This is a genomic window from Sutcliffiella tianshenii (assembly GCF_016908565.1).
Lineage (GTDB): Bacteria > Bacillota > Bacilli > Bacillales > Bacillaceae_I > Sutcliffiella_A > Sutcliffiella_A tianshenii.
The window spans coordinates 277,346-291,796 of record NZ_JAFBED010000001.1; the positions used below are offsets into that span (position 1 = coordinate 277,346).

General features: G+C 41.8%; 15 protein-coding genes. 5 read left to right on the forward strand and 10 right to left on the reverse strand.

What is annotated here, in order from left to right; all coding sequences use genetic code 11:
* The first annotated feature begins 80 nt into the window (after positions 1–80).
* Positions 81–1,028 carry a polyisoprenyl-teichoic acid--peptidoglycan teichoic acid transferase TagU gene (tagU, locus tag JOC95_RS01205; protein WP_204412664.1) on the forward strand — a complete coding sequence of 316 codons (948 nt, stop codon included), beginning with the start codon at positions 81–83 and terminating at the stop codon, positions 1,026–1,028.
* A 47-nt stretch (positions 1,029–1,075) separates the two neighbouring features.
* Here the strand turns inward: tagU and JOC95_RS01210 are convergent, their stop codons facing one another.
* The 7 genes from JOC95_RS01210 to JOC95_RS01240 form a co-directional block, all read right to left on the reverse strand.
* On the reverse strand, positions 1,076–1,843 hold the full coding sequence (locus JOC95_RS01210; protein ID WP_204412665.1) for a tyrosine-protein phosphatase: 768 nt from the start codon (positions 1,841–1,843) through the stop codon (positions 1,076–1,078).
* A gap of 92 nt (positions 1,844–1,935) precedes the next feature.
* Positions 1,936–2,625: a CpsD/CapB family tyrosine-protein kinase gene (locus JOC95_RS01215; protein ID WP_419096211.1), complete on the reverse strand. Its 690-nt coding sequence runs from the start codon at positions 2,623–2,625 to the stop codon at positions 1,936–1,938.
* On the reverse strand, positions 2,618–3,364 hold the full coding sequence (locus JOC95_RS01220) for a YveK family protein (RefSeq protein WP_204412667.1): 747 nt from the start codon (positions 3,362–3,364) through the stop codon (positions 2,618–2,620). Before JOC95_RS01220 ends, JOC95_RS01215 begins: the two co-directional genes overlap by 8 nt.
* A gap of 238 nt (positions 3,365–3,602) precedes the next feature.
* Entirely contained in the window at positions 3,603–4,364 is a 762-nt protein-coding gene (locus tag JOC95_RS01225) for a tyrosine-protein phosphatase (RefSeq protein ID WP_204412669.1), read from the reverse strand.
* Positions 4,365–4,608: 244 nt separating this feature from the next.
* Entirely contained in the window at positions 4,609–5,220 is a 612-nt protein-coding gene (locus JOC95_RS01230; protein WP_338083038.1) for a class D sortase, read from the reverse strand.
* Positions 5,221–5,463: 243 nt separating this feature from the next.
* Positions 5,464–5,781, reverse strand: a complete 318-nt coding sequence (locus JOC95_RS01235) for a hypothetical protein (RefSeq protein WP_204412671.1) — start codon at positions 5,779–5,781, stop codon at positions 5,464–5,466.
* Between the two features lie 156 nt (positions 5,782–5,937).
* On the reverse strand, positions 5,938–6,726 hold the full coding sequence (locus tag JOC95_RS01240) for an N-acetylmuramoyl-L-alanine amidase (RefSeq protein WP_204412673.1): 789 nt from the start codon (positions 6,724–6,726) through the stop codon (positions 5,938–5,940).
* Between the two features lie 222 nt (positions 6,727–6,948).
* On the opposite strand from JOC95_RS01240, the gene JOC95_RS01245 reads away from it, so the two are divergent.
* The 3 genes from JOC95_RS01245 (at position 6,949) to JOC95_RS01255 (ending at position 11,979) form a co-directional block, all read left to right on the forward strand.
* Positions 6,949–7,500: a BsuPI-related putative proteinase inhibitor gene (locus JOC95_RS01245; RefSeq protein ID WP_204412675.1), complete on the forward strand. Its 552-nt coding sequence runs from the start codon at positions 6,949–6,951 to the stop codon at positions 7,498–7,500.
* 128 nt (positions 7,501–7,628) lie between these two features.
* Positions 7,629–9,179, forward strand: a complete 1,551-nt coding sequence (locus JOC95_RS01250; RefSeq protein ID WP_204412677.1) for a hypothetical protein — start codon at positions 7,629–7,631, stop codon at positions 9,177–9,179.
* Positions 9,172–11,979: a DEAD/DEAH box helicase gene (locus tag JOC95_RS01255; RefSeq protein WP_204412679.1), complete on the forward strand. Its 2,808-nt coding sequence runs from the start codon at positions 9,172–9,174 to the stop codon at positions 11,977–11,979. Before JOC95_RS01250 ends, JOC95_RS01255 begins: the two co-directional genes overlap by 8 nt.
* A 15-nt stretch (positions 11,980–11,994) precedes the next feature.
* On the opposite strand, the gene JOC95_RS01260 is transcribed toward JOC95_RS01255, so the two are convergent.
* Positions 11,995–12,510, reverse strand: a complete 516-nt coding sequence (locus JOC95_RS01260) for a VanZ family protein (RefSeq protein WP_204412681.1) — start codon at positions 12,508–12,510, stop codon at positions 11,995–11,997.
* Between the two features lie 60 nt (positions 12,511–12,570).
* Positions 12,571–13,041 carry a hypothetical protein gene (locus JOC95_RS01265; protein WP_204412682.1) on the reverse strand — a complete coding sequence of 157 codons (471 nt, stop codon included), beginning with the start codon at positions 13,039–13,041 and terminating at the stop codon, positions 12,571–12,573.
* A 240-nt stretch (positions 13,042–13,281) separates the two neighbouring features.
* Here JOC95_RS01265 and JOC95_RS01270 point away from each other — a divergent pair, with 240 nt between their 5' ends.
* Positions 13,282–13,686 carry a helix-turn-helix domain-containing protein gene (locus JOC95_RS01270; protein ID WP_204412683.1) on the forward strand — a complete coding sequence of 135 codons (405 nt, stop codon included), beginning with the start codon at positions 13,282–13,284 and terminating at the stop codon, positions 13,684–13,686.
* 202 nt (positions 13,687–13,888) lie between these two features.
* On the opposite strand, the gene ssb is transcribed toward JOC95_RS01270, so the two are convergent.
* Positions 13,889–14,272, reverse strand: a complete 384-nt coding sequence (gene ssb, locus JOC95_RS01275) for a single-stranded DNA-binding protein (RefSeq protein WP_224839884.1) — start codon at positions 14,270–14,272, stop codon at positions 13,889–13,891.
* Between the last annotated feature and the right edge of the window lie 179 nt (positions 14,273–14,451).

Consider the following 14,451-nt stretch of genomic DNA (forward strand, 5'->3'; position numbering starts at 1 on the left):
TGATACGATTGTAGTTGTATTGGATTATATAAATACCTATAATCAATGTGTAAAGATTAATGAAAAAGGAAGAGGACTATATGTTAAAAAAGAAATGGTTTATTATTTTAATTAGTATTTTTAGTGTTATTGCGCTTGGTGTTGGTGTGTTTGCTTTTACTGTATATAAATCATTGGAGGATACTGCCGCTTCCATGCATACACCTCTTGATCGAACTACATCTGAAAAACGACCAAAAGAAGTAGATTTCAAGAAAAAAGATCCACTATCCTTTTTAATTCTTGGTGTAGATGAAAGACCTGGTGACCGTGGACGTTCTGATTCCATGATTGTTCTAACGGTGAATCCTAATGATAAATCCATGCAAATGGTTAGTATTCCCCGCGATACAAGAACCGAAATTATCGGAAAAGGCTTTGATGACAAAATAAATCATGCCTATGCCTTTGGCGGTCCTGAAATGTCTATCGCGACGGTAGAAAACTTCTTGGATATTCCAATTGATTATTTTGTCCAAGTAAATATGGAAAGCTTTAAAGATATCGTCGATGCTGTTGGTGGAGTGACAGTTGAAAACAACTTGGTATTTAGCCATAGTGGATTTGACTTTACAAAAGGAACTTTGGATTTAGATGGGGAAAAAGCTTTAGCATATTCACGTATGCGCTATGATGATCCTCGCGGTGATTTTGGACGTCAACAACGTCAAAGAGAAATCATTCAAGGAGTAATTAATAAAGGTGCCTCCATCTCATCAGTAACAAAATTCGATGATATCCTAGAAATTTTAGGGAATAACGTAAAAACCAACTTGACTTTTGACGAAATGGTTGACATTCAAGCTAATTATAAAGATGCAAGACACGAGCTACAGCAGCATCAGATCTCTGGCCAAGGCCAAATGATCAGTAACGGAACTCAAGATATTTACTATCTTATTGTTACAGAAGAAGAAAGAATGAAGCTTTCTAATCAACTAAAAGAACATTTATCCATAGAAGGCGAATCGGTGGCAAAAAATCAATAGTAACCTAAAAAGACTACCCCATTAAATCAATGAGGTAGTCTTTTCAATTAAAATATACCTAAAAACTTTTTCTTTTTTATTCGTTCTGGAGGATCGATCATCAACCCTTCACCATTTACCAGATACTCAGCATTTTCCATAAAGTAATACTTCATGCTACTACCAAAGTCGTTATCTACTAAATTGAAGGCCTTCTGCATATTAAAGTTTCTCGTTTTTAGTCCATGTGCATCAGAGGCAATGAAATGAGCTTGGTTCGATTCAATTAATTCATAGGAAAACTTCTTAATTTTCTTCCCGAAGCCACCGACTAGACTTGTAGCTGTCACCTGGGTGCAGACCCCTTTTTTCACTAAATTGTAAAGGATCTCTGGATTTTCAATTATCTCGGAATTACGTTCAGGATGAACAATGATTGGTGTGATGCCTTGGAGTTGAATATCATAAAGTAGTTGTTCTGTATATCTTGGTACATGATTGGAAGGAAGCTCTAAAAAAAGATACTTCCCAGTATTATTTAATGTGAGAATTTCTCCGCGGTCATAATCCTCTAAAATCTCTCCATAAATTCTTGTTTCTTGTCCAGGCAGAATGGTTAAATCAATCTGTCTGTTTTCAAGAACTGAATTTAATTGTGTAACATATTTATATATTTCTTCTTTAGTGTTATTGTATTTACCGTTTTTATGGTGGGGAGTTGCGATAATATGTGTAATACCTTCTTTTACAGCCTGACTCGCCATTTCAACACTTTCCGTTAAATGCTTTGCACCATCATCTATATTAGGAATGATATGACAATGAATATCAATCATGTTAGTACCTCCCTGCATTTAGGTATTTATACCTGATTAATTTCTTTAATAGTATCATAGAAAAATAAAAAAAGGAAAGATAGTCAAGACGACTATTTTTCCCCATAGTAATAATAATAATTTCCCTCTTTAAGCTTTTTATTATTAAGCACTACACCAATAACATTTGCATTTGCCTTTTCTAAAAGCTCTTTTCCTTTAAGTGCATTTTCATTTTCTGTCTTGCCGCTTGAAACCACTAAAATGGTTCCATCACATTTATTAGCCAAAATCTGCGCATCTGTAACTGCCAATACAGGAGGTGTATCAAACAGAACTACATCAAACTCTTCTTTAAATTCATCCAACAAGTCTCTCATCATTTTTGAACCGAGTAATTCTGCCGGATTTGGAGGGATCGGACCACTTGGAAGTATGAATAAATTAGGAATCTTGGATTTGAATACCGCTTCTTTTAATGTTAACTGCCTAGTTAACACATTGGTAAGGCCAGTTGTATTTTGTAAGCGAAAAGTATAATGTACGGTAGGTTTTCTTAGATCCGCATCAATTAAAAGCACTTGTTTACCCTGTTGGGCAAAAACCGTAGCCAAGTTAGCTACAGTAGTAGATTTCCCTTCTCCTGGGCCTGTTGACGTAACCATCAGCGTACGTATTTCACGATCAATTTGAGAGAACTCAATGTTTGTCCGAATCGTACGATATTGTTCCGAAATAGGGGACTTCGGGTTAGTCATCGCAATCAAACTTCTCATTAAAGATGCCTGTTTTTTCTTAGCCAACTGACTCACTCCTTACAGAACCGCGCTTTTCTCTAGTTGCAGGCATTCCACGTTGGTCGTTTTCTGTCATAACAGGAATAGCACCTAGTACTGGTAAACCCAATAGTTTCTCTATATCTTGCTCAGTTTTAATTGTGTTATCCAAATATTCTAGAAGGAACGCGATTCCTACTCCAGCCATTAAGCCCACTACAAGAGCAATAGCCATATTTAATGCTGGTCTAGGTTTTACAGGTGAAGGGTCTTCAGCTAATTGGGCAGCTGCAAGAACACTCACGTTGTCAACATTCATAATATTCGTTAATTCACTTTGGAAAACATTAGCCAGTGTATTCGCAATATTGACTGCCATAGCTGGATCCTCATCCTGCACAGTAATGGACAATACTTGGGAATTCTGTTCGCTCGAAACCTGGATTTGATTGTTTAATGCACCTGTAGAACGTTCCAAGTTTAATTCTTCTTGTACTAGTTCTAAAATCCTCGGACTCTTAATAATGACATTGTACGTATTAATTAATTCTATATTTGTTCTGATATCATTAACATTGTACATATTTTGCTCATTATTGCTAGATTGGTTGACTAATAGCTGTGTTGAAGTTTGATAGATTGGCGTAAGTAAGAAAAAACTCACTACCCCACTGACAGTAGTTGCAATTAACGTAATAATAACAATAAGAGAAAGACGTTTTTTCAACGTTTGAAATAACTCCCTTAAGCTGATCGTCTCTTCCATTTGAACCTCCAAAATTTAATTTAAATACATAAAGTATCTAGTTTCCTTGACATACAATTGATATTATATAAGAGTTGTCTCCATATATCTACATTTTCTTACAAAAAAGTAAGTAGATTTCTGTTTCCATTTTATAATTGTACATATAAAAGGTTTCGACCGGATGCTTTTTCACAGGATAGAACCTTTAGAGCATAAAAAAAAGGCACCTTTTATGTGCCCCATCAACGCCCTTAGCCTATTTAAAAATACCGAACAGCTTTTTTCTTTTCACTCTACTTGGAACTTCTTTGAAAACTGAATTTCCTTCGAAAACTAATTCTGCATTTTCCAGAAACATTTCCTTAATATCAGATCCGAAACTTTTTTCAATTGTGGAATACGCTTCTTGCAACATAAAAGAACTACTTTTCTTGTCACGGGCATCTGAAGCGATAAAATGAGCCAAATTGGAATCTATGATTTCACTAACGAACTTCTTGACTTTTTTTCCATTATTACCATTTACACTTCCAGCATTTAGTTGCACACACGCTCCCTTTTTAACCAATTGATAAAGTTTGTCTGGTGATTCCATTAGTTCTATATTCAATTCCGGGTTGGCAATGATAGGGGTTAAACCTTTCATTTGGATATCATAAATAAGCTCCCCTGTATAGTGAGGAACATGACGACTCGCTTCAAGACTGAGAAAGATGAATTTTTTGGCATTGTTAATGGTCAGTATTTGACCATTTTCGTATTTCTCCATAAAATCTTCTGAAATGGGACACTCTTGACCGGGTACAACTGTCACGTTGATGGAATCTTTACGCAATCTATGATTCATCTCATCAACTTTTCCCAAAATATCCTCGATAGATCCATTGGAAATAGTAGGAGTAGCAACTATTATTTCAATACCTTGTGACTCTGCCATTCGAGCCATTTCGATACTTTCGGTCATATGTTTAGCACCATCATCCATAGATGAAAGTATGTGACAATTTATATCTATCATATAGAACCCCCTATTAGTACTTTTGAACCATTCACTTACAGTATATGTTATCAAATAAGAAATATTCTGTGAATAGACTTTTTTTGTCGTAATACTTGTTATTTTGTAAGATATTTGCCGTTTGAACCATGCAATGTTTTTTACTTTTTATGGAATGACTTTAAGTCTTTTTCCCTAAATTGCATTAATTAAAACTTTTTTTGATAAATAAGAAAAAGAACACCTAAATGGTGTCCTTTTCTTTTTATAATACCGGCTTCGCATACACAATATATCTCTCTGGTGCCCGGCCTGTCAGGGTGAATGGATAGCAGGTAGTCAGAATCAGTTCTTCATTCTCTTTCTGCAAGGTTATGATGCTCGTATCATCGTCATCTACAATCTTTGTTTCATAGATTTCATACATATAGTCCCCATAAGGGAGGGAAACCACAAACTTATCTCCAAGCTCCAATTCCCCCAGGCGGAGGAATACGGTGTCACGATGCCCGGAGAAGACGATCTGGCCAAGCTCCCCAGGGTAAGATGCACCACGGTAGTGCCCCACTCCTTTTTCCAATTCGTCAGGGTCCGTCCCTTCTACAATGGGGAGCTGGGCTTCAAACCTAGGAATCTGAAGGATACCCACTACATCCCCGGTAGCCGGATCCCAATCTTCCGGTTTTTCCGGCCATTCCCGCTCCTTTTCCGTACTTGGAGCAATTTCCTTTTCCTTATTTCCGGAGGTCAGCGCCACCGCATCCTGAAGGGCAGCTTCCGTTTTACGATCCAGTGTCCATTTCTCATACAATCCATAACCGATAAAAGAAACTCCTCCCACAATAAACAAGAGGGCCAGAATCATCCCTTTTCTCACTATCCACTCTTCTCCTTTTCATGTCGGATGACACCCAAAAAAGTGCATGCAACATATTTTCTATCTTCATTATATAGGCGTGATCGATCGTTTTCCATATTTATTACAAAAGTCAGTACTTTTACTGACAATGGATTTGGACATAAAAAAATCGCCTGCACCGGATAGTATGTAAAAGGCCACTAGTGCAAACGATTTCATATGTACTATTTTACACAAAAATCAGAAAACTTCAATATTTTTTTATAAAATCCCATTAAAAACACCCGACATCTTCTGCATCAACATGGGTAATAACGCTGCCAACAGATGTGTGGCAATCAAGGTATAATGGTAAAATTTCTGCTTTGCCATCCGGAATACCAGCGGAATGACCACCAAGAAGATCCCTGTTAAACTGATTAAAGAATAGATCAGCATTCCCTTCTCTTCCCCATATGTAACAAGCAAATAGAAAAAACCTACGATACTGATATTATAAATCAATAATAGCAATGACAAGGCAAAACAGATGAAATTGATCACAGCTTTTGATTTGGGCCCAATACGGAATTTCTCCAAAAAGATTCCCCCCTTTCTTTCTATTTCTGACAAATTAACTATTTATTTCGATAAATAAGGACAAATTTCCTGTTTTTATGTGCATTTTTTTAATTTTTGTAATCGGGACGGCCAAAAAGGGTGGACCGCCGCTGCAAACAGACTCCACCCTTTATATTATGCACTGATAAAAGTCGGATACCCTTGCTTGCGCAATTGTGTAGCCAGACGGTCCGCGTTTTCCTTTTCTGAAAATGCGCCAACCTGTACCTTATACAAGACTTGCTCGAGGAAAACAAAGGTGCTGTATCCTCTGCGTTCAAGTTCTCTTGCAAGGTTATCGGCATTTTCCTTTGACTTGAATGCCCCGACCTGCACCTTATAGACCTCTTTAGATGGAGCCGGTGTCGGCTTAAGCTTAAGGTTGAAGTATTCCGCTACCCCTTGTGCAATGGCACGTGCACACGTTTTACGATAACTATCTGTCTTTAAAAGCTGCGCTTCTGGATAATAAGTCATAAATCCGCATTCCACCAGGATGGAAGCCATTTTTGCCTCCCTCAAAACATGGAAGTTTGCGGTTTTGATCCCTCTGTCCCTTCTTCCGGTCGCCTGGATCAATCTAGGATGCACGAGTCTGGCAAGCCGATCTGAATTCGGGGAATTGACAATTGGCGTATATGTTTCAATGCCTTGCGCTGTGTTCCAGCCTCCTGTTCCATATGCATTCGCGTGAATGGAGACAAAAGCATCCACTTCCCAGCCATTAGCTCGGTCTGAGCGCTCCTGCAATGGCACATCCCTTTCATCCGAATGGGTAAAAAGGATCTCGACATCCTGGTATTTTAACAGTTCACTTCTTGTATACTGTGCTACCACTCTATTAAATTCATATTCTCTCATTCCATCAGGTGTACGTTTTCCTGCAGTACTATATCCATGACCTGCGTCCAATACAATTTTCATTTTTCCACCTCATTATTCAAAGTTTAATACTTTGTACTATTAGAATATGCGCATTATGCCATTTATTGACAAAAACAGATTGATGCCTTGTCCACGCCTCTGTAACCTTTTATATTATTTTGCGTCTAACCTTACAAAGAGACGTATGGGTCATTACAGGGTTTGATAGAGTAGGAAACAAGGTATATCCCAGAAGGAAATAAGTCAGATGGAGGAATGATGATGAAGAGAATCGCACTTTTGCTGACAATGTCATTTGTTCTTGCAGCATGTGGTACAACACAGGAAAATTACAAGGCTACTGATGCACCGGAGGAAACGACAAAAGATTCAAATGGTAGTAATGTGGATAATACGGCAGGCAGCGGAGATGGCGAAAAGGGCTTGAAAAAACCTGAAAAATCAAAGGAAGTCACAAGCGAAGACCCGAACAAGCAGGAACTTTCCAGCACGTTGGAACAGAAGGACAATTCCTTCGTTTTTACAGTCAAAAATGATACTGGCAAAGACGCGGGAATAACTTTTTCTTCTGGTCAGGAATATGATTATATGGTGTACGATGCATCAGGTAAGCTAGTGAAGAAGCTTTCGGAAGGAATGATGTACACGCAAGCAATCAAAGAAGATGTACTTGCCCCTGGTGAGGACATCACATACTCCGCATCCTATCAAGAAGTCACATCCGGTCTGGATAAAGGGGAATACACCATCGAGTTTGTCTTTACAGAGCAAAATTTCCAGGCCTCGGCCAAAGAAGCCTTTAAGGTTGAATAAGAAGGGAAGTTTTCCCCAAGGTTGTAACTCCTTGCTAAAAAACCTATAATGGAATAAGAAGATTTTACCGTAAAGAAAGGTCTACATTTGATAAGTAGGCCTTTTATTCGTTCTGGATGGTGACAAAAATGGAGCAGTTTGCAACTTGGTTAATCAATACATATCCGCTGTCAGAGGAAAGAAACCGTGTCCTTTTGAAAGGCGCCCTGCAGCTTTTCCGGCAAGGGAACGTGATACATGCATTTGAAGATGGCACAAGCATCACCGGGAAGGTGCAGGATAATGGGCATCGCCATGTACTGCTTGATATGGACATCCATGAATTGAGCAGATGTTCATGTGGAGCGGACTCTTTATGCATCCATCAGCTCGCAACCTTTCTATCCTTCTGGTCACAGACGAGAACCATCGCATCGCTCATTGAAAAGTGGAAGGAAGCTACTCCACATACAGCATCAGGACCGTCCCCCCTATTTCAAAAGAAGAAAGTGGATAGCTATTCAGATGCATCTCTTGCAAGCTGGCTGGACTTTGTGGACCATCAACATGATCAATATAAGCGATCCATCCCTTCAACAAGGACATATCTGACCGGCCTGACACATGCATTCTTTCCGAAGCTCCGTTTATTGGCACCAAAAAAGGCTGAGGTCCGCCCGCTCTTCCTCTTGCACGCTTCTCTTTTTTGTATGCAAGAGGTGATGAAAAGCTATGACTCCTCACAGCCTTATCAATATATAGTAGATATCCTGCACCGATTTGTGGATGTGATCGAGGAGGAAGCAAAAGGCCTGTTTCATAGCGCCATCGCCTTCCAGCTCGACACATTGTTGAAGGAAAGCAGGGAAATGATCCGCCATATGCTCCTTGGGCAGAAAGAGCCTTTCATACGTGAGGTGTTTTATGCCTATCAGTTCGTATGGAATGATGTGTTCCAGCGCAGGAATTGGATGTCATCAGAATTGAAAGAGCTGGAAGGCGACCAGTCCCTGCAAGCGGAATTAGCGAAAACGCATCTTCTTTTTCTTCAAAAAAAGGACGATGATGCATTGCATATCGTAAAGAAGCATGCCCATCAATATGCGCCTTATGTGTTCAATTGGCTTCAGGCCCTCGCAAACTCCAAGGCGAAGGACAGATTGGATACTTGGCTGCAAACTTCACTGCCTATCGTGACAACCTATATCCATGACGAGCCTACCTATGAACGAAAGCGTCAGCTCACGAAGCACCTTTTGAAGCTTTTGACGGACTATGCGCTGGAAACAAAGCATGATGCCATGTACATCGAAGCGATGAAAAGCTTGATGCCATACAGCTATGGCGAATATGAGTGGTATCTTTTCGAAACGAAGAAATATCGCAAATGGGTGGAGCTCCAGCTCTGGATGGGATTTGAACTGAGTGGCCTTGAGACGTACAAAATCAAGGAAATCAAAAAGGCCGATCCGTATGCCCTCTTTCCCCTATATCATATTGCTATCCAGCAGGCGATCGGCCAGCGGAACAAAAGCTCCTATAAGGAAGCGACAAGCCTCTTGAAGGCCCTGCATTCTTTGTATAAGAAGGAAAAGCTCGAAGATGTCTGGGTGGAGTATATACTTCAAATAAAAGAAGGAACAAAGCGACTCCGCTCCTTCCAAGAAGAACTGAAAAAAGGAAGATTCACATATGATTAATGGATCCTTATCCGCCAACTCGATATACGATGAAAAAACGAACAGGTTTTTCCTATATGTGCAGCTGAAGTCATCCGTACTTCCGCCATCGCGATACATCCCGCTGCTATTTACCTGGCACGAGGGCTCTTTTTTCGGTTCCTTTTTCCAGGAATCCACCTTCGAAGGTAAAACGGGAATCTACCTTTCCCCATCAGATGCACTGGAGCTTTTTGCGAACAATACAGAGAATTCCTTCCTGGAGCTTGTTTGGTGCGATCAATCGGAACTGTACCGCCTTTTGGCACCGACCGTCTCTTCCATTTTCAATCAGAAAGCCTTTATACCGGATTTTTCTGAGTGGCAGAAAGGGAGGCTCTCTTTTTCATTGACCGAGGAAGGAAAAAACCTAGTCGGAGAGAATCCGCTTCTTCCCTCTTATACGGAAAAAATAGAGGAATGGGTCGGATCCATCATGATGGACTGGATTAAAAACGAGAAAACCGAGACATTGCGCTCTTACTGGGCGGAATACTCGAATTCGAAAGCCCTCCTCTCCCCTTCCACCCCTTCTGTTTATCTGGATGAAGAGGATTGGCTCAAGGATATCGGCTGGTTGAAGGACACTACCCCGTTTTTTGTGGGACTCCGTTTATTGGAACCGGAAGAGCCATACTCGGACTGGAAGCTTGAAACGCTCCTTAAAGATAAAAAGACAGAGCAATTATATGTATGGGAGCAGGATAAGCTTCCCGCTTCCTATAAAAAGTATAAAAATGAAGTGGAACGAAGCTTTAAAAAGTGGCAGCAAATCACCCCCTCCCTTTTTTCAAATGGCCAGATGCGGGAGGCATTAACCGAGGAAGATGCATGGCGCTTTCTCGTGGACGGCAGTGAAAGGCTGCTTGAAATCGGCAGCTTCATCCTGCTTCCTTCATGGTGGCAGGCTGTAAAGGACTCCCGCTTGAAGATAAAAGCACGAGTCAACAGCTCCAAAAAGGGATCCTCCCATTCCACTTCCTTTGTAGGCTTGCAGTCTCTCGTTAATTTCGAATGGCGTTTCTCCACCCGTAATACGGAGCTTTCGGAAGAGGAGTTCCTCGCATTGGTGGAGCAGAACAGGCGCCTTGTCCAAATCAAAGGGGAATGGGTCGTCTTGGATCCGCAATTCATTGAAGAAATAAAGCTCATGATGAAGCAGGCGGAAGAAACCGGTATCCGTATCGAGGATCTCCTGAAAAGCCACGCTGCCAATCATTTTGATGACATGCCAGATGAAAACGGAAGCTATTCCATGAGCGAGATCACCTATGAAATGACCGGTCCCCTTCAAAATCTGGTAGAGCAGCTCTATCAAGGAAAAGCACTTCCAGATTTCAAGGCACCGCCAACCTTCAAAGGAGAACTGCGCCCATACCAGGAGCAAGGTGCCGCTTGGCTTCTATTTTTGAGAAAGCATGGTTTCGGGGCGTGCCTGGCAGATGATATGGGGCTCGGGAAAACGATTCAGCTTATCGCCTACTTCCTCGCCTGCAAGGAGCTTGAGGAGGATCAAGTCCGCGAACCTGTTCTGATCATCTGTCCGACCTCTGTTTTAGGCAACTGGCAGAAGGAGCTGGAAAAGTTTGCTCCAAGCCTAAACGTCATGCTGCATTATGGAACTAACCGAAATAAGGGCGGTAGCTTCTCGGATTCGATAAAAGGAGCCGATGTTGTGCTCACTTCCTATGCAATCTCGCATCTGGATGAAGAGGAACTTTCGAACGTACGTTGGAGCACCGTCTGCCTCGATGAAGCACAGAACATCAAGAATGCCGATACGAAGCAGTCCCAGGCAGTCAGGAATCTTGACGGCATCCATCATATCGCGTTGACAGGCACCCCGATGGAAAACCGCCTGTCCGAGCTTTGGGCCATCTTTGATTTCATTAACCCGGGCTACCTCGGTTCCCTTGGCGCGTTCCATAAGCAGTTTGTCCTGCCTATCGAAAAGGATCAGGATAAAAAGAAAATCCAGCAGCTTCAGATGCTCATCCAGCCCTTCCTCTTGCGTCGCACGAAACAGGATGAGCAGGTGGCACTCAATCTGCCGGAAAAGCAGGAACAGAAGGAATACTGCCCTTTGACGATCGAGCAGGCTTCCATCTACGAACAGCTGGTGAAGGAAACATTGGAGAAGGTCGAATCCCTCGGAGGCATCCAGCGCAGAGGGCTTGTACTGAAAATGCTCGGCCAGCTGAAGCAGGTATGCGATCACCCTTCCCTCTATTTAAAAGAAGAAGAGCCCTCCAACCTGTTGATGCGCTCCACGAAAATGGAGAAGCTGGTGGAGCTCGTGGAGCAGATTCGTCTGCGTAACGAAAGCTGCCTTATCTTCACCCAGTACATCTCTATGGGGAATATGATCATCGAAGCAATCGAGAAGGCGCTTGGGGAAAAAGGGAGATTCCTTAATGGAAGTGTCGTGAAAAAGGATCGTGATAATCTGATCACATCCTTCCAGAACGGGGAGTTCCATGTGCTGGTGCTCTCCCTGAAGGCCGGCGGAACCGGATTGAACCTGACAGCAGCCAATCATGTCATCCACTATGACCGCTGGTGGAACCCGGCAGTCGAAAATCAGGCTACAGACCGTGCCTATCGGATCGGCCAAAATCGCTTCGTCCATGTCCATAAGTTCATCGCAACAGGGACACTGGAAGAAAAGATAGACGCCATGATCGAATCCAAGCAGGCCCTGAACAATCAGATCATCACAAGCGAAGGCTGGATTACCGAGCTTAGCAACGAAGATCTGAAGGAGCTGTTGACACTACGTTAAAAAAGCGCGAGTCATTCAAAACGAATGATTCGCGCTTTTTCTTATGTGCCTGGCCCTATAAGTGATGTAGCCCGCCACTATGCCGATCAGCCCGCCGGTACAATCAAGCCATACATCCATCCAGCGGCCGCTCCTATCCGGATGAAGATGCTGAAGATACTCATCAAGCATGGAGATCAAGAGTACCATGCTGCAGCTCAACAGGAAAACCCGCCACCGCATGTTTGGCATGAAACTGCGGAAATAACGGACGATGACGAAACCTAGCATGAAGTAAAAAAACAGATGGGCTGCCTTGCGAAACAAAAATTCCACAAACGCATAGCCTCCCCTCGTTTCCGCACTTATTACAGATTCGCCATAGCTCAGCTGAACTCCCTTCAACCACGCCGTGAGGCTATCCTCCTGTACTAGCAAACTTAAATAGGGCCTGATATCCTGGGACGAATAGGACATGGAGGATAGATGAAACAAAAGCACCGTCCACCCGACTGCAAGGAAAAGATAATAGTATTTTCTTCTTTTCAACATAGGATCACCACTATTCTAATCAATAGTAACGGTGTATCCCATTTCTCATTTTTCTATACGCTAATTACTCTTACTTCTCACCCTCGGAAGGGAAAGAAAACTGCTTTTTCCTTTGTGCTTAATGGATATTCTCTTGAGAAGACTGATTACATGTGGTTCATCGAGGTCCTTTGGATCGTCAAAGCGGATGAATGCCCTGCGGTGTTCTTGCCAGACATAAGACGATAATTCTATGAGGCTGGTATCCAACTCGACCTTTATCGCAATGATTCGTTTATCTTCCTCTGAACGGAATTGTATTTCCACTGCCCGATGGTTGTTGGTGACAATGCTTCTGACACTGCTATCTTCCCATTCATGGCTCTCCTTTTCACAGAGCTGCAAGGCATCATAGAACGAAAAACCATGACTGGCGTAAGAAAGAGTAGGCTCCTTTACATAAATATAATAATTCTCCTGATTTTGAATCTTACTTTTTACCCTCTGAAGAAATGTAATACTGTATAAATGGAACTCTACCAACTTTCTCACTCCCCTATTCCTTCGTATTTGGTCCATCTCTATCATTTCATTTTTTACCAAATATGGAAACCATCTGAAAAGTACGGATTATCCATGGGTATTCTTACCTATTCTTTGGATACCTCTGTTTCCTTCCGATTCCCACACTGTTCTGATTTGTATCATTTTTACGGTTGAACAGATTAAGAACCGTAGATTACGCCCTCTTCCTATACGGTAAAGGAAAAACATCAGGCAGGAGGGCAATGTATGAAAGAATCTCCCGTATCCCGCAACATAAAGACTTTCCGGGACCAAAACGGCTGGAGCCAGCTGCAGCTTGCTGAAGAACTGAACCGATCCCGCGCGACCATCAGCAAATGGGAAACCGGTAACGAAACACCAAATATGGAAGCCTTGATTCAACTGAGCAATATTTTTGATGTATCCATCGACTATTTGGTAGGCAACCATCATCAGCAGGATGCATACGTCAAGGAATTCAATCGGCTCTATCAGTTGCAGAAAACCGATGATGAATTACTGGAAGTCGTCGATTATTTAAAACAGAATCCAAAATTCAAGAAATCACTACATATGTATACAAAACTCAATGTCAAATATCAAAAAACAATAGAAAAGAACTTTCGTACTCTCGTAGAAGACCTTTCTTGAAAAGAGCCAACCCGAAACAGGTTGGCACAAGTATTGGAGAGCAGGGAGGATATTTTCTCTATGAAGATTCTAAGGGGGCTTATCCAATCTAATAAGCAATAGAAAAAGGCAGCTTGTTACGGTAAGTTGCCTTTTATTTGACAGGCTAAAGCATCCTGGGAGGGGTTCCCTAGGCTTAACAGATTAATGGATATTGATATGGTTAAAATGGCAGCTCCACTTTTTCCATCTCTTTCTGCACAGTTTTTTCCACCTTCACTGCCGGCGGCTTTCGTTCTAAGAATCGCACATTATCTGCGACCACATCCGTTACAAACACGGTAGTGCCATTCTGTCCTTCGTATTTCCTCGTCTGGATCCTTCCGGTGACTCCGATCAAAGCACCTTTACTGCAATAGTTGGCTGTAGTCTCAGCAAGCTTTCTCCACACCGTGCAGGATACAAAATCAGCCTCCACCACACCATCCTGGTTCTTAAAATTCCTGTTTACCGCCAGATGAAAGCTTGCCAAAGCCGTCCCATCACTCGTATACCTAAGCTCGGGATCCTTCGTCAATCTCCCAACAAGAATAACTTGATTAATCACGTTCCTTCCCTCCTTTTTCGTGGTTCTTGCCTGTTGCTTCGTAATCATAACCGGTGGAGGGGGAAATGGTAAAATGAGTGTTATCATCTTTTAAAACAAATCTGCAATTTAAAATGTCCGTTTCTATTAAACAAAATGACATTTCATGATACTTTTTCCTTCAAATAAAGAATATTTAA